This window comes from Erwinia endophytica (assembly GCF_009295515.1).
Classification (GTDB): Bacteria; Pseudomonadota; Gammaproteobacteria; order Enterobacterales; family Enterobacteriaceae; genus Erwinia; species Erwinia endophytica.
The window spans coordinates 59,120-75,173 of sequence record NZ_RQVV01000054.1 but is presented as its reverse complement, the minus strand read 5'-3'; the positions used below and the strand labels follow the sequence as shown (position 1 = coordinate 75,173).

At 51.1% G+C, this 16,054-nt stretch carries 15 protein-coding genes; 9 read left to right on the top strand and 6 right to left on the bottom strand.

Annotation, left to right across the window (positions count from 1 at the left end):
• Window positions 1-45 precede the first annotated feature (45 nt).
• Window positions 46-1,308: a UDP-N-acetylglucosamine 1-carboxyvinyltransferase gene (murA, locus tag EH228_RS16845; protein ID WP_152322774.1), complete on the top strand. Its 1,263-nt coding sequence runs from the start codon at window positions 46-48 to the stop codon at window positions 1,306-1,308.
• Window positions 1,309-1,364: 56 nt separating this feature from the next.
• Here the strand turns inward: murA and EH228_RS16840 are convergent, their stop codons facing one another.
• Window positions 1,365-1,625, bottom strand: coding sequence for a helix-turn-helix domain-containing protein (locus tag EH228_RS16840; RefSeq protein WP_152322773.1), 261 nt, complete (start codon window positions 1,623-1,625; stop codon window positions 1,365-1,367).
• Window positions 1,626-1,840: 215 nt separating this feature from the next.
• Entirely contained in the window at window positions 1,841-2,812 is a 972-nt protein-coding gene (ispB, locus tag EH228_RS16835) for an octaprenyl diphosphate synthase (RefSeq protein WP_152322772.1), read from the bottom strand.
• A 256-nt stretch (window positions 2,813-3,068) separates the two neighbouring features.
• Between ispB and rplU the strand changes: the two genes are divergently transcribed.
• The 5 genes from rplU (at window position 3,069) to EH228_RS16810 (ending at window position 8,838) form a co-directional block, all read left to right on the top strand.
• Window positions 3,069-3,380 carry a 50S ribosomal protein L21 gene (rplU, locus tag EH228_RS16830; RefSeq protein WP_067427523.1) on the top strand — a complete coding sequence of 104 codons (312 nt, stop codon included), beginning with the start codon at window positions 3,069-3,071 and terminating at the stop codon, window positions 3,378-3,380.
• Window positions 3,381-3,395: 15 nt separating this feature from the next.
• A complete protein-coding gene (rpmA, locus tag EH228_RS16825) occupies window positions 3,396-3,653 on the top strand; it encodes a 50S ribosomal protein L27 (RefSeq protein WP_152322771.1) in 258 nt (85 codons plus the stop codon).
• A 240-nt stretch (window positions 3,654-3,893) separates the two neighbouring features.
• Entirely contained in the window at window positions 3,894-5,060 is a 1,167-nt protein-coding gene (cgtA, locus tag EH228_RS16820) for an Obg family GTPase CgtA (protein ID WP_152322770.1), read from the top strand.
• A gap of 291 nt (window positions 5,061-5,351) precedes the next feature.
• Window positions 5,352-6,320: a Fe2+-enterobactin ABC transporter substrate-binding protein gene (fepB, locus tag EH228_RS16815; RefSeq protein ID WP_152322769.1), complete on the top strand. Its 969-nt coding sequence runs from the start codon at window positions 5,352-5,354 to the stop codon at window positions 6,318-6,320.
• Window positions 6,321-6,558: 238 nt separating this feature from the next.
• On the top strand, window positions 6,559-8,838 hold the full coding sequence (locus EH228_RS16810; RefSeq protein ID WP_152322832.1) for a TonB-dependent siderophore receptor: 2,280 nt from the start codon (window positions 6,559-6,561) through the stop codon (window positions 8,836-8,838).
• A gap of 20 nt (window positions 8,839-8,858) precedes the next feature.
• Here the strand turns inward: EH228_RS16810 and pmrB are convergent, their stop codons facing one another.
• Genes pmrB through dacB form a run of 3 tightly spaced genes read right to left on the bottom strand, consistent with a single transcriptional unit; the run spans window position 8,859 to window position 12,012 of the window.
• Window positions 8,859-9,914 (bottom strand): two-component system sensor histidine kinase PmrB, encoded by a 1,056-nt coding sequence (gene pmrB / locus EH228_RS16805; protein ID WP_152322768.1) that lies wholly within the window; start codon window positions 9,912-9,914, stop codon window positions 8,859-8,861.
• Complete coding sequence (gene pmrA / locus EH228_RS16800) at window positions 9,911-10,573, bottom strand: two-component system response regulator PmrA (protein ID WP_152322767.1); 663 nt, start codon at window positions 10,571-10,573, stop codon at window positions 9,911-9,913. Before pmrA ends, pmrB begins: the two co-directional genes overlap by 4 nt.
• A gap of 5 nt (window positions 10,574-10,578) precedes the next feature.
• Window positions 10,579-12,012, bottom strand: coding sequence for a serine-type D-Ala-D-Ala carboxypeptidase (gene dacB, locus EH228_RS16795; protein WP_152322831.1), 1,434 nt, complete (start codon window positions 12,010-12,012; stop codon window positions 10,579-10,581).
• 251 nt (window positions 12,013-12,263) lie between these two features.
• On the opposite strand from dacB, the gene greA reads away from it, so the two are divergent.
• Complete coding sequence (gene greA / locus EH228_RS16790; protein WP_152322766.1) at window positions 12,264-12,740, top strand: transcription elongation factor GreA; 477 nt, start codon at window positions 12,264-12,266, stop codon at window positions 12,738-12,740.
• 121 nt (window positions 12,741-12,861) lie between these two features.
• On the opposite strand, the gene yhbY is transcribed toward greA, so the two are convergent.
• Window positions 12,862-13,155 carry a ribosome assembly RNA-binding protein YhbY gene (gene yhbY / locus EH228_RS16785; RefSeq protein WP_152322765.1) on the bottom strand — a complete coding sequence of 98 codons (294 nt, stop codon included), beginning with the start codon at window positions 13,153-13,155 and terminating at the stop codon, window positions 12,862-12,864.
• Window positions 13,156-13,283: 128 nt separating this feature from the next.
• Here yhbY and rlmE point away from each other — a divergent pair, with 128 nt between their 5' ends.
• On the top strand, window positions 13,284-13,913 hold the full coding sequence (gene rlmE / locus EH228_RS16780; protein WP_152322764.1) for a 23S rRNA (uridine(2552)-2'-O)-methyltransferase RlmE: 630 nt from the start codon (window positions 13,284-13,286) through the stop codon (window positions 13,911-13,913).
• Between the two features lie 180 nt (window positions 13,914-14,093).
• Window positions 14,094-16,025, top strand: a complete 1,932-nt coding sequence (gene ftsH, locus EH228_RS16775) for an ATP-dependent zinc metalloprotease FtsH (RefSeq protein WP_152322763.1) — start codon at window positions 14,094-14,096, stop codon at window positions 16,023-16,025.
• Window positions 16,026-16,054 lie beyond the last annotated feature (29 nt).

The window sequence follows — 16,054 nt, the reverse complement described above, 5'->3', positions numbered from 1 at the left end:
TGATGAGTTGTAAAAATGAATGTCTGATTAAAGAGAGCTGGTGCAATGGATAAATTTCGTGTGCAGGGTCCAACCCGTTTAAGCGGGGAAGTTACAATTTCAGGCGCGAAGAACGCCGCGCTGCCGATCCTGTTCGCCGCTCTGTTGGCGTCTGAGCCAGTAGAGATTCAGAATGTTCCAAAGCTGAAGGATATCGATACCACCATGAAGCTGCTCAGCCAGTTGGGCGTTAAGGCAGAGCGTAATGGTTCAGTGCATCTGGATGCCAGTGACGTGAGTATTTACTGTGCACCTTATGAGTTGGTGAAAACGATGCGTGCGTCCATTTGGGCGTTGGGCCCGCTGGTGGCGCGTTTTGGCCAGGGGCAGGTATCCCTTCCAGGCGGTTGCGCGATTGGTGCTCGCCCGGTTGATTTGCATATCTCCGGTCTGGAACAGTTGGGGGCTGAGATCAAACTGGAAGAGGGCTATGTTAAAGCCTCAGTTGAAGGGCGCCTGAAAGGTGCGCATATTGTGATGGATAAGGTCAGCGTGGGCGCGACGGTGACGATTATGAGCGCCGCAACCCTGGCTACCGGTACCACCATTATTGAGAATGCTGCGCGCGAACCTGAGATTGTTGATACCGCCAACTTTCTGAATACGTTGGGAGCGAAAATCAGTGGCGCCGGTAGCGATCGTATCACCATCGAAGGTGTTGAACGCCTGGGCGGCGGTGTTTACCGCGTACTGCCTGACCGTATTGAAACCGGAACCTTCCTGGTGGCTGCCGCTATCTCAGGCGGTAAAGTGGTGTGCAGGGCAACCCAGCCTGACACGCTGGATGCCGTCCTGGCTAAACTGCGTGAAGCGGGAGCGGATATTGAGCTGGGACCGGATTGGATAAGCCTGGACATGCACGGCGAGCGTCCTAAAGCGGTCAATCTCCGTACGGCGCCGCATCCTGGTTTTCCTACTGATATGCAGGCTCAGTTCAGTTTGCTAAACCTGGTCGCTGAAGGGACTGGGGTGATAACCGAGACCATCTTCGAAAACCGTTTCATGCATGTTCCTGAGTTAATCCGTATGGGGGCTCATGCTGAGATTGAGAGCAACACCGTTATTTGCCACGGTGTGGCGAAACTCTCGGGTGCCCAGGTGATGGCTACCGACCTGCGCGCTTCAGCCAGCCTGGTATTGGCAGGATGTATCGCTGAAGGCACGACTATTGTTGATCGTATTTACCATATTGACCGTGGCTACGAGCATATAGAAGACAAGCTCAGGGCTCTGGGCGCAGACATTGAACGGATCAGTGGCGAAGTGTAAATTTTCTGATTCTGAAGAAAGGCCGGTAGAGTCTCAGTTTCTCTACCGGCCTTTTTTTATGACCTCATCAGTTTCTTTCGATCTATCAGGGTGTGAGTCACGGGATCGAAATACCGGCTGGGCCAGATTTCGGAGGGATGAACTAATAACGCATTAGCGATCAACCACTCTCCCTTAGGCCAGGGCCGGAATAGCGCGTTCGCCAGGGTTGAAGAACTCAATCCCGCCTCACGAGATACGGCGGCAAGTGACGTACCCTGTTTACGTAAACCGGCAATGATGTCGGCATTATGCCAATCTTTTTTCTTGTTAAGCATGTGCTGTTCCTCCATGGTGCACGATACTTTTTATAGTTATAGAAGCTGTTACCGAAAATTTCCAGTTATTTCCTGTATTATCTAAAAGATAACGCTAATTTTGCGTGATGATACGCAAGAGTTGAGAAATGTTTGCGGTATCGCTCAGGAACTGAGCATATGGAAAGAAAAAATGCGGAGAAGAGCAAAAGCGCAGAGAACCGCGCTTTTAGTCATCAAAATTCGCGTTGAACTGACATATGGGCCAGAGCTTCAAGCGCGCTGCGCCAGGGGGATTCAGGTAACACTTTCAGTGCAGCAATCGCTTTGTCTGCTTCCTTTTCAGCGGACCGACGTGTCCATTCGAGAGAGCCGCACTGGTGCATCGTTTCCAGTACAGATTCAAGCAAATGGCGACCATTTCCCTGCTCAATCGCCCCCCGGATCAACGCTGACTGCTCGGGCGTGCCGTGACGCATAGCATGTAGCAGCGGCAGCGTCGGTTTTCCTTCGCTCAGATCATCGCCGACATTCTTACCCAACGTTTTTCCATCAGCGCTATAATCCAGTAAATCATCGATTAACTGGAAAGCGGTTCCAATAAATCGACCATAATCCTGTAATGATTTCTCTTGCTCCGGGGTGGCAGACGCGAGGATCGCGGAAGACTGTGCCGCCGCTTCAAACAATCGTGCCGTTTTGCTGTAGATCACCCGCATGTAGCTTTCTTCGGTGATATCCGGGTCGTTACAGTTCATCAACTGCATGACTTCCCCTTCAGCAATCACATTCACCGCTTCGGACATCAGTGCCAGCACGCGAAGCGATCCAAGACTCGTCATCATCTGGAAGGCGCGGGTATAAATAAAATCCCCGACCAGCACGCTGGCGGCGTTGCCGAAAGCTGCATTAGCGGTAGCCTTACCGCGACGCATGTCCGATTCATCAACGACATCGTCATGCAGCAATGTGGCGGTGTGGATGAATTCAATCAGCGCGGCTACAGTAACGTGTTGTTTTCCTGTGTAATTTAGCGCTCGAGCAGCCAGCACGGCGATCATCGGGCGGATACGTTTACCCCCACTGCTAATAATGTAGTAACCCAACTGATTGATGAGGGAAACCTCGGAATTCAGCTGTTCCAGGATCGTCGTATTGACGTCCGCCATATCCTGCGCGGTGAGTTCGTTTATCTGTTCTAAGTTCATCAGTCTGTTCAGCTATTGCTCGGTATACTGCTATGATAAGCGTCTTTGTCCGTGCCTGCGCCATATTAATGTATAACCGATTGTACTTGAAAAACGCGACGGTGAAACGTTTGCATTCGCTTTGGTTTTTTTTCTACGATACTCCGTACCAGGCACTTGTCATTGCCCACGAAGTTGCGTAGAATTCGCGCCCTATTGTGAATATTTATAGCGCAGCCTGAAACTAAAGACGGCAAGCGCGAGAGCGGAGTTTTATATGTACGCGGTTTTCCAAAGTGGTGGTAAACAACACCGAGTAAGCGAAGGTCAGACCGTTCGCCTGGAAAAGCTGGACATCGCAACCGGCGAAACTATTGAGTTCGACCAGGTTCTGATGATTGCCAACGGTGAAGAGGTGACTATTGGTGCGCCTTTGGTTTCAGGTGGCGTGATCAAGGCAGAAATCGTTGCTCATGGTCGTGGCGAGAAAATTAAAATTGTTAAATTTCGTCGTCGTAAACACTATCGCAAGCAGCAGGGTCACCGTCAGTGGTTCACTGATGTGAAGATCACTGGTATCAGCGCCTAAGAGGAGATCTGACAAATGGCACATAAAAAGGCTGGTGGTTCCACCAGAAATGGTCGCGATTCCAATGCAAAACGCCTCGGCGTTAAGCGTTTTGGCGGTGAAGCTGTTCTGGCAGGTAGCATTATCGTTCGTCAGCGTGGCACAAAATTCCACGCGGGCATCAATGTAGGCTGTGGCCGTGACCACACCCTGTTTGCAACTGCAGACGGTAAGGTCAAATTCGAAGTTAAAGGCCCGAACAACCGTAAATATATCAGTATTGTTGCTGAGTAAGGTTTTCGTGCCTGAAAGCGGTATTTGTACCGCTTTTAGCAGCGAATAAGAAGCCCCGCTATCATTGCGGGGCTTTTTACATTCTGCTTTCCAATCCACGGGGTGTGTTGATGCCCGTGAGTTCACCGCATGGTCCTTTTTTGCTGTACACTTTATATTCAGTTGTGCGATGTACTGAGGTGAATCCCCCCGGACCACGATCACTCAACGGTACGGGCGCATGATTTACGGAGAAGTAACATGAAGTTTGTTGATGAAGCGACGATCTTCGTTGCTGCGGGTGATGGCGGCAATGGCTGCGTCAGTTTCCGTCGTGAAAAATATATTCCGAAAGGCGGCCCTGATGGTGGTGATGGCGGCGATGGCGGCGATGTTTACCTGCAGGCCGACGAAAACCTGAATACCTTGATCGATTACCGTTTTGAAAAATCCTTCCGGGCGGGGCGTGGGCAGAATGGTCAGAGCCGTGACTGTACCGGCAAGCGCGGGCAGGACATCATTGTTAAAGTCCCCGTCGGCACTCGTATTATCGATCAGGGAACGGGTGAAACGCTGGGAGACATGATGACTCATGGTCAACTGCATATGGTGGCTAAAGGCGGTTGGCATGGCCTGGGGAACTCGCGTTTTAAATCTTCCGTTAACCGTACGCCGCGCCAGAAAACAATGGGTACGCCGGGTGAAAAACGTGATTTGCAGCTTGAGCTGATGTTGTTGGCTGATGTCGGGATGTTGGGGCTACCAAATGCGGGTAAATCGACTTTCATCCGCGCAGTTTCTGCGGCCAAACCGAAAGTCGCTGATTACCCGTTTACCACGCTGGTGCCAAGTTTGGGTGTCGTGCGCATGGACAGCGAGCAAAGCTTCGTGGTGGCGGACATTCCGGGTCTGATCGAAGGCGCCTCTGACGGTGCGGGTTTAGGCATTCGTTTCCTTAAGCATCTGGAACGTTGTCGGGTGCTGTTACACACCATTGATTTGGCACCGATTGATGAGTCCGATCCTGTGGAAAATGCCCGTGTCATCTTGGGCGAGCTGGAGAAGTACAGCGAAAAATTGTTCAGCAAACCACGCTGGCTGGTGTTCAATAAAGTTGACCTGTTGAACCCGGAAGAAGCGGAAGCTCGTGCTAAGGCCATTGCGCAAGCGTTGGGCTGGACTGATAAATACTATCTGATTTCTGCCGCTAACCGTACTGGCGTGACGCCGTTGTGTTGGGATGTGATGTCCTTCCTGAACGCTAATCCGAAAGAAGCGGAAGTCGAAGAGAAGCAGCCTGAAAAAGTGGCGTTCATGTGGGATGACTACCACCGGCAGCAGCTTGAAGAAGCGGAAGAGCCGTTGGAAGAAGATGATGACTGGGACGACGAAGACGACGAGGGCGTCGAAATTATCTATCAGCGTTAATCCCCTGAAGGGACGCTATCGGTGTCCCTTTTCTTCATCAGATCCTCAGTAGCATACTCAGATAAGTCGCCGGAGATCCGCGCCGGCAGTATACCGGAAGCCTGGACGATGGCCAGCATGAAAAAGGAGTGTGTTAAAGCCATTGGATACGCGAATGAATTATTCGTTTTCCCGAACGGACCTTTTCGATATAAATATCGCTTTCAAATAGTAAAGATAATCATTATCATCCTTATTTCTCCAGGACTGTTCGGTCCGGTTGTGTCGTTTTCGCGGAAAGAGCCAATCATCATGAGATTTTCTGTTTTGCGATTATTTTCGCTATTACTGTGTGCTCTTGTTTTGTTCCCTCTTTACCAGGCAAGAGCTGCCGATGGTTGGCCCCGTAACGTGCCCAATCGTAAAGGGGAACTGGTTATTCATCATCCGCCCAAACGTATTGTGTCGACCAGCATTACGCTGACCGGATCGCTATTGGCGATTGGCGCGCCGGTTATTGCCAGTGCCGCCGCCATGCCGGGGCAACGCTTTGTCGACAATCAGGGGTTCTTCCGCCAGTGGAGCGATGTCGCTGTGGCAAAAGGGGTTAAGCGATTGTATGCAGGAGAACCCAACCTGGAAATTATTGCGGCGGAAAAACCGGATCTGATCGTTGTTAGTGCCACGGGCAATGATTCTGCTATCGTGTTTTACGACCGTCTTTCTAAGTTGGCGCCGACTCTGGTTATCAACTATGACAACAAAAGCTGGCAGCAGGTCGAGCGGGAACTGGCTCAGGCCACGGGTAATGAGGCTGGTGCAGAGCGTTCTATCCAGTCTTATACACAGCGTGAAACTGAAGTGAAAGCGAAGCTGGCTTTGCCCCCGCAACCGGTCTCGGCGCTGGTTTATAATCCCCATGGCAGTAAAGCGAATCTGTGGACCAGAGAGTCAGCACAGGGCAAGATGCTGGAAGCCCTGGGCTTTACGCTCGCTACGCCACCAGAAAATATACTCCGCGGTAGTCAGCGCCTGAAGCGTAAAGATATTATCCCGCTCGTCGGTGAGAATCTGGCAACGGGTATCACTGGCAAGTCAGTATTGATGTTCGCTACCGATGAGACGGGCAAGACGGCACTATTATCAGAACCGTTAGTGGCAGGTTCAAGTGCGATTCGCGATCGGCAGGTTTGGGCGCTGGGCAATGACAGTTTTCGTCTCGACTATTACAGTGCCAATCATCTTTTGACTCGTCTTGAGCAACTTTTTGCCAAATCCTGATACCTCCTCTGATGCACCTCCGCAGTTGATGATGCTTTCGGGTAACACTTCCTTTAATCCGGGGAAATGGAATATTCAGTGACTTGTGGTCACTGCCACAAAAAACACTACAAAATAGTAATGATATTAACAATCTAATTGATAATTGTTTTTATTTGCAATAATGTGTTTCCCGCCCATTTATCCTATGACCTGCCTCAACGATGCTGACGAGGCGGATTTGCAGAGAACCAAAGTGTTGAACAAATTATCGCGTTTATCTTTCGCTATCTTTATTGTGCATGGAATAGCTACAACAGCGATGGCTGCGGGGGAAACGTCTCAGGAAACCACCGGAATTTCCCGGCAAAAAAATGTGACAGCGACAGCAACGGAACATGCTGACTCCACAGAGAGTACCCTGATAGTGACCGCTGCTCAGCAGACTCTTCAGGCACCGGGTGTGTCGACCATTACTGCCGACGAGATCAAAAAGCGGCCTCCTGCCCGTGATCTGTCTGAAATCATCCGTACTATGCCGGGGGTAAACCTGACCGGAAACTCAACCAGCGGACAGCGCGGTAATAATCGTCAAATCGATATTCGTGGCATGGGGCCGGAAAATACCCTGATCCTGATCGATGGTCTGCCAGTCTCCAGCCGTAACTCAGTTCGCCTCGGCTGGCGTGGCGAACGCGATACTCGCGGGGATACCAGTTGGGTTGCGCCAGAGATGGTTGATCATATTGAAGTCATCAGAGGCCCGGCAGCCGCTCGCTATGGCAACGGCGCTGCTGGCGGGGTGGTGAACATTATTACCAAACCGACCACGCATGAATGGCATGGCTCCTGGAACACTTATCTGAATATGCCGGAACATAAATCTGAAGGTGCCACTAAGCGTACGAATTTCTCGCTAAATGGGCCGTTGGGGGATGATTTCAGTTTCACGTTATACGGTAACCTCAGCAAGACTCAGGCTGATGCTCAATACATTAATGAAGGGCATCAGTCGCTGAGAACCGGTACTTATGCGGATACTGTTCCCGCAGGACGCGAAGGTGCGGTGAATAAGGATATTCACGCTAAGCTGCGTTGGGAGTTTGCGCCGCAGCAGGCGCTGGAATTCACCGCAGGTTATAGTCGCCAGGGAAATCTTTACGCTGGGGATACACAAAATACCAATACTAGCACATTGGTACAAAGCAAGTATGGCGATGAGACCAACCGCTTGTACCGCCAGAATTTTGCGGTTAACTGGACGGGTGTCTGGGATAATGGCGTCAGTACGAATTCTTATGCGCAATACGAAAATACGCGTAATTCGCGTATGAATGAAGGACTGGCAGGAGGTACCGAGGGGATTTTCTCCGATGGTGGTTTCTCCACTATTCAACTGAATGATGTTCTGTTGCACAGTGAAGTCAGTATTCCGTTTGAGTTTCTGGTGAATCAGACTGCGACACTGGGAACTGAGTGGAATCAGCAGCGTATGAAGGATGGTGTATCGAATACTCAGGCCCTGTCCGGCGGGGGGATCGAGGGGATCGACAGTACTAACCGCAGCCCGTACTCTTCCGCCGAAATTTTCTCGCTGTTTGTGGAAGACAACATGGAGCTGACTGACAGCACCATGCTGGTACCTGGACTGCGCTTCGATCATCACAGTATTGTGGGTAACAACTGGAGCCCGTCACTAAATCTGTCGCAAGCGCTGATTGATGACGTTACGCTGAAACTGGGGATCGCCAGAGCATACAAAGCACCGAGTCTGTACCAGACCAATCCGGACTATGTGTTGTATAGCAAAGGCCAGGGATGTGCAGCCAGTTCAGGAGGGTGTTACCTGATTGGTAATGATGATCTCAAAGCTGAAACCAGTATTAATAAGGAAGTGGGGATTGAGTATAAACATGAAGGTTACCAGGCAGGGTTGACCTGGTTCCGCAACGACTACCGTAATAAGATTGAAGCTGGCTATTTGCCAAGTGGCGTGTCTACCACCGGCAGCACTGATGTTTACAAATGGGAAAACGTCCCCAAAGCCGTGGTTGAAGGTCTGGAAGGAACAGTGAACTTCCCGGTTATCGATACCCTAACCTGGAATAATAACCTGACCTACATGCTGCAGAGTAAGAACAAAAGCACCGGCGACCGTTTATCAGTTATCCCGAAATACACCCTCAACTCGACGCTGGCATGGCAGGTGACAGAAGACCTGTCGCTACAAACCACCTTCACCTGGTATGGGCGCCAGACGCCGAAGAAGTACAACTACAAGGGAGAGGCGGTCACCGGTACGGAGAAATCCACCGTTAGCCCTTACTCGATACTGGGCCTGAGTGGCACTTATGAGGTAAATAAATATGCCAGCGTCACTTTGGGTGTCGATAACCTGTTTGACAAACGCCACTTCCGTGAAGGGAATGCGCAGACCACAGGGAATGCCACCACGGGTGCCTATATGTACGGCGCTGGCGCGAATACCTATAACGAATCAGGTCGTACCTGGTACATGAGTGTCAATACACATTTTTGATCAGAACTGGCGGCTGAGTGTCAGTTCAGTTTAGCGGGCAGCCAGCAGGTGGCATTCAGTCCGCTACGATCCTGACGATTGATCAGACGCAGTTCACCGTGGTGGAGTTGGGCTATCCGCTGAACAATATTCAAGCCCAGCCCGCTCCCGCCGTAGCGTTGATCCAGCCGTCGAAAGGCTTTGGTGAGTTCCTGCGCAGCGGAGGGAGCGATGCCAGGGCCTTCATCCTGGACCGTGAAGCTGCTGCCATGCTGTTCTTGCTGCACAATCAGGATGATATGACTGCCTTCCGGACTGTATCTGGAGGCATTCTCCAGCAGATTACGCAGCATGAGCCGGAGTAGTACCGCATCGCCCTGGACCTCCTGCGCGGTGTTTCCTGTAAGTTCAAGGGTCTGTTTGCGCAATGACAGCATTTCGAGCATTTCCAGTTGCAGCGGTTCAAACACCTCGTGCCAGCTCACTACCTGATAATGGCCACTGGCCAGTGCCTGGCCGGCACGTGACAGCATCATCAATTGTTCAATGACATGCATCAACTGGTCTATACGTTGGATAAGCATCGGCCCTTGTGTCACTCCCTGCTGTTCAAGCAGTTCAAGATGCAGACGCAATCCGGCGAGCGGCGTGCGTAATTCATGCGCGGCATCCGCGGTAAATAACCTTTCTTGCCGCAGCGTATGGTCAAGTCTGGCCAGTAGTTGGTTTATTGCACCCGTTACGGCGGCAATCTCATCCATATCCGAGAAATGTGGTAAGGGCGTGAGGTTATCGGCTGAGCGTTCTGACAGACTTTTTTGCAGCGAACGCAGTGGGCTAATAATCCAGCTGATCGCCCAGAACGACAGCAGTAGGGTGAAGCAGACCATCACGATAGAGGGCAGCAGGAGTGAGGCGATGGCTTCGTGAATCTCTCTTTCGACCCGTTCATTGCGAGCGTGGGCTGACAGCGTCTCATTGACCAGAAAACCAATCTGCTCACGGCTTTCATGCCACAGCCAGGCTGCGCTCATCAACTGACAGGTCAGAAGAATGAGCGCCAACATAATCAGCAAACGCCGACGCATACTGTTCACGATCTTTCTTCCAAACGGTAACCCACGCCACGCACGGTTTTGATCCGATCTTTCCCCAGTTTACGACGAAGGTTGTGGATGTGCACTTCCAGCGTGTTGGAACCGGTATCATCCTGCCAACTGTAGAGATCCTGTTGCAGTGTTTCCCGGTGAACAGTTTGCCCGATACGCATCAGTAAACGGGTTAGCAGGGAGAACTCTTTTGGGGTGATTTCTACCGGCTGACTATCGAGATAAACTTGCTGTGAAGAGAGGTTCAGCGAAATATCGCCATGCTGGAGTAAATTATCGCTTCGTCCCTGATAACGACGGATCAGTGCCCGTACACGAGCCTTTAGTTCAGCCAGTGCGAAAGGTTTCACCAGATAGTCATCGGCCCCGGCATCAAGCCCTTCAACCCGGTCTTCCAACGAGTCACGGGCCGTAAGGATCAGTACCGGCAGATCGACATTCTCTTTACGCCACTGACGCAACAAATCACCTCCGTCGCGATCCGGTAGCCCCAGATCCAACACGATCAAGCTATACTGCCCACTCTGCAACAGGGCACTGGCTTCTGCCCCTTTTGTTGCCGAGTCTACAGCGTAGCCTTCACTGGTTAACGCCCGAACCAGCCCCCCCAGCAAGAGAGCGTCATCTTCAATAATCAGTAGTTTCATTGTTGTTAGTTGTTTTGGTAAACATCCTTATAGAGTCGGCTTTCAAAGCGAACCAGCGGAATACGGCGCTGTTTCTGATCCTGCGGGGGAACGGCATAGCCTGAAAGATACTGGACGAAGGCCACCCGTTGCCCGCTGGAAGTGGTTATAAAACCAGCAAGGTTGTATACACCTTGTAGCGAACCGGTCTTTGCTGAGACCTTGCCATCCAGGCCGGCTTCGTGCAGACCACCGCGATAGCGTAATGTGCCGTCATAGCCGGCCAACGGTAACATTGAAATAAAGTTCAGCTGTTGATCGTTTTTTGCAATGTACTGTAACACTTGCATCATAGTAGCAGGCGCAACCAGATCATGACGAGAAAGTCCAGAACCATCAACCTGGACGCTGTTACCCAGATCGATGTTGGCTTTTTGTCGCAGAATTTGGCGTACGGCATCGGACCCGGCGCGCCAGGTGCCAGGTACACCGAAACGTGCATGACCAATGGTGCGGAATACCGTGTCGGCGATCATGTTGTCGGACTTCTTCAACATGATTTTCAGCAAGTCATGCAATGGTGCTGACTGTTTTTCTGCCAGAGTGGTGGCGGGGGAGGTAGCTTGCGTCTGGCGCAACAGGTGACCTGAATAATCAATACCGGCGTCCTGCAGTTCGGCTTTCAGCAAAGCACCGGCATAGCTGGCACCGTCCTGGATAGCAAAGGCCAGTGGCAGTGGTTCCGCGCGCTGAGTCATACAACCTGTGAGCGTAAAACGATTCAGTTCGCCAGGCACCACGTCCAGCTCGCAGTATTGCGCCTCAGACGAGCCGCGGGCGAGCGTACGCACTTGGCTAAACATATTGACCGGATAATAAGACGCTACACGAATGAAGGCGTTATCACCGGGAGTTGACGCGCTGTAAAGTGATACTGAAAAACAGTTGCGGTCAACGATAGCCGCGCCGGGCGGCGCGCTGAAGCACTGCGTCAGGTCGTTCCAGGGCCAGCCTGGCGCCTTGTCATGGCTGGCAAAAACAGAGGTATCGATAACCAGGTTCCCCTGAATATGCTGTATGCCTTGTTTTTTCAGCGTGGCGACCATGTTGTGCAGATCCTGGCGGGTCAGCGTGGGATCACCGCCAAACCGTGCCACCAGATCCCCTTTTAGCGTTCCGCCGCTAATGGTTCCTTTGCTTTCTAACTGGGTGTGAAAGCGAAAATCGGGTCCCAATTGCAGCAAAGCTGCCAGAGCGGTGATCACTTTCATGGTACTGGCAGGCAGCGACATTTGCTTGCTGTGATAGTCAATCGAGGGCGTGCTTGCACCTATTTTTTGTACAATTAGCGCCAGGTTTGCGCCATCAGGTAAATATTGTGTGTATTCTTCAACCGGGGTGGCGTTGGCATTCAGCATAAATACGCAGGCTAAACCGGCTACAATTCGTGAAAATCGCATAATCTCGCGTTTACTGACAGGTGATGCTGTCATACTACGGTGCATTAAGGTCGAAAGTAAACGATGACCCATAAGGAACTCTGCGGTAAAATACGTATCAAAATGCAAAACCTTCGGCCTCTGGAGCGTACCTCCGGGGGAGGTCTATTTTGTTTGTAATTCAGTGGCCAGCGTCGCAGAACGCTTTTTCTGCATTAAAATCTGTCAGGATGGCTAACTTTTGTACAGGACAGAGTTTACGAGGTATTGAGATGAATCAGATTCCGATGACGTTAAGGGGCGCAGAGAAACTGCGCGAAGAGCTCGAAGAGCTGAAAACCATTAAACGCCCCAGAATTATTGCCTCAATTGCTGAAGCGCGTGAGCACGGTGACTTAAAAGAAAACGCAGAGTATCATGCCGCACGTGAAGAGCAGGGCTTCTGTGAAGGACGAATCCAGGAAATTGAAGCCAAGTTGTCAAATGCGCAAGTGATCGACGTGACTAAAATGAACGCGAATGGTCGCGTTATTTTCGGTTCTACCGTTACCGTGTTGAATCTGGAGACGGACGAAGAGTCGACCTATCGCATTGTCGGTGATGACGAAGCCGATTTTAAACAGAATCTGATTTCGGTGAACTCGCCAATGGCCCGTGGCCTGATCGGTAAAGAAGTGGATGATGTCACCGTTATCAAAACGCCGGGTGGCGATGTCGAGTATGAAATCCTGAAGGTTGAATACATCTGATTGCGGAGCCGCATAAGCAAGTCAGATTGTAAAAGAAAGAAAAAGGCCGCGTTGCGGCCTTTTATCAGCATCAAGGGTGTGGCATTTTACCGTGACTAAATTGATGGGTAGCGCCTGCTCCTCAACGTGGCAGCGTGATTTTATGTTCCTGCGTTGGACGGTACAGCACCAGCGTCTTGCCGATAACCTGCACCTTTGCGGCCCTGGTTTCGCGCACGATAGCGTCAATAACCAGGTTTTTCGTCTCACGGTCTTCCGTCGCGATTTTCACCTTGATGAGCTCATGGTGCTCCAGCGCTTGTTCGATCTCGGCCAGTACGCCTTCGGTCAGGCCATTGTTGCCCAGCATCACCACGGGCTTCAGCGGATGAGCAAGGCCTTTCAGGTGCTGTTTTTGTTTGGTACTCAGATTCATCGTATTTTTTTACTTACATTGGGATTGAAAACGGGTCATTCTACCGCCATCTCTGATGTATCACCAAATCGGCTTGCTGATTTGCGCGGTTTATTTATCGCGTACGTTGAATCAACGTTGGAAATAGTATGACTGGTAAAAAGCGTTCAGCCAGCTCCAGCCGCTGGCTGCAGGAACACTTTAGCGATAAATATGTGCAACAGGCGCAGAAAAAAGGGCTTCGATCGCGTGCCTGGTTTAAACTTGATGAAATACAGCAAGGTGACAAGTTGTTTAAACCGGGGATAACGGTGGTCGACCTTGGGGCGGCGCCCGGCGGCTGGTCTCAGTATGTTGTGACTCAGATTGGTGATAAAGGTCGCATAATCGCTTGTGATATTCTGCCAATGGATCCTATCGTCGGTGTTGATTTCCTTCAGGGCGATTTCCGTGATGAACGGGTGCTGAAGGCTTTGATGGACCGTGTTGGTGACGCGAAAGTACAGGTTGTCATGTCTGATATGGCGCCCAATATGACCGGGATGCCTGCGGTAGACATCCCCAAATCAATGTATTTGGTTGAGCTTGCGCTGGAGATGTGCCGGGATGTACTGGCACCTGGCGGTAGTTTTGTAGTGAAAGTGTTTCAGGGAGATGGCTTTGAAGATTACCTCCGGGAAATTCGCTCCCTGTTTACGAAAGTGAAAATTCGTAAGCCGGACGCTTCGCGCTCTCGTTCGCGTGAAGTGTATATTGTAGCGACAGGGCGCAAAGTATAGCCCAAAATAATTGCAATCTCTGCAAGGCGACAAATGTGTGAATTCTATGAGCTTACACAGGTAAGTGATTTGGGTGAATGATCGCAGCCAATACCGCAGTGGTTCCAAGTATGAAGGATATATAGTACCCTACGCTGTCTGTTAACACAGTTGTAATAAGAGGTTAATCCCTTGAGTGACATGGCGAAAAACCTGATTCTCTGGTTAGTCATAGCCGTTGTGCTGATGTCTGTCTTCCAGAGTTTTGGGCCCAGCGAGTCGAATGGCCGTAGGGTTGACTATTCAACCTTCCTGTCGGAAGTGAACCAGGATCAGGTCCGCGAGGCACGTATTAACGGGCGTGAGATCAACGTTACCAGAAAAGACAGTAATCGATACACGACCTACATTCCCGTCAACGATCCCAAGTTACTCGATAACCTGTTGACTAAAAATGTAAAAGTGGTTGGTGAACCGCCTGAAGAGCCGAGTCTGTTGGCGTCGATCTTCATTTCATGGTTCCCAATGCTCTTGCTTATCGGTGTCTGGATATTCTTTATGCGTCAGATGCAGGGCGGCGGCGGTAAGGGCGCGATGTCCTTCGGCAAAAGCAAAGCCCGTATGTTGACGGAAGATCAGATTAAAACCACTTTTGCTGATGTGGCTGGTTGCGACGAAGCGAAAGAAGAAGTGGCCGAGCTGGTTGAATACCTGCGCGAGCCAAGCCGTTTCCAGAAACTGGGCGGTAAAATTCCCAAAGGCGTGTTGATGGTCGGCCCTCCGGGTACCGGTAAAACGCTGCTGGCGAAAGCCATCGCGGGTGAAGCAAAAGTCCCATTCTTCACCATCTCTGGCTCTGATTTCGTAGAAATGTTCGTTGGTGTAGGTGCATCACGTGTCCGTGACATGTTTGAGCAGGCTAAAAAAGCGGCACCTTGTATCATCTTTATCGATGAGATTGATGCTGTAGGGCGTCAGCGTGGCGCAGGATTAGGCGGTGGTCACGATGAACGTGAACAGACGCTGAATCAGATGTTGGTCGAGATGGATGGTTTTGAAGGCAATGAAGGTATCATTGTTATTGCTGCAACTAACCGTCCAGATGTTCTTGACCCTGCGTTGCTGCGTCCAGGACGTTTTGACCGCCAGGTCGTGGTGGGTCTGCCGGATGTGCGTGGTCGTGAGCAAATACTGAAAGTGCATATGCGCCGTGTACCACTGGCTACCGACATTGATGCGTCGGTCATCGCGCGTGGTACGCCTGGTTTCTCTGGTGCCGACCTCGCTAACCTGGTGAACGAAGCTGCGCTGTTCGCTGCTCGTGGTAATCGCCGTGTGGTTTCGATGGTTGAGTTCGAGAAAGCGAAAGACAAGATCATGATGGGGGCGGAACGTCGTTCCATGGTGATGACGGAAGCGCAGAAAGAATCGACGGCTTATCACGAAGCGGGGCATGCCATTATTGGTCGCCTGGTGCCGGAACATGATCCCGTGCACAAAGTTACCATTATTCCTCGTGGTCGTGCATTAGGGGTGACGTTCTTCTTGCCTGAAGGTGATGCGATTAGCGCCAGCCGCCAGAAACTGGAAAGTCAGATTTCTACTTTGTACGGTGGCCGTCTGGCTGAAGAGATCATTTACGGTCCAGAGCATGTTTCTACCGGTGCGTCTAACGACATTAAGGTAGCGACGTCAATAGCACGTAACATGGTGACTCAATGGGGCTTCTCAGAGAAACTGGGACCATTGTTGTATGCGGAAGAAGAAGGTGAAGTATTCCTTGGCCGTTCCGTCGCCAAAGCGAAGCACATGTCTGATGAGACTGCACGCATTATCGATCAGGAAGTGAAAGCGTTGGTGGAGAGTAATTACCAACGTGCTCGTCGTATCCTGAACGAAAACATGGACATTCTTCACGCGATGAAAGACGCGCTGATGAAGTATGAAACTATTGATGCGCCGCAGATCGATGACCTGATGGCTCGCCGTGAAGTGCGTCCACCGGCAGGATGGGAAGAACCAGACACTAACAATTCTGGCAACAACGGTACGCCAAAGGCACCTCGCCCGGCTGATGAGCCGCGTGCGCCAAGCCCTGGCAATCCTCTGTCAGAGCAACTGGGCGATAAATAAACCGCCTGGCTTGAGTTACCCCAAACCCC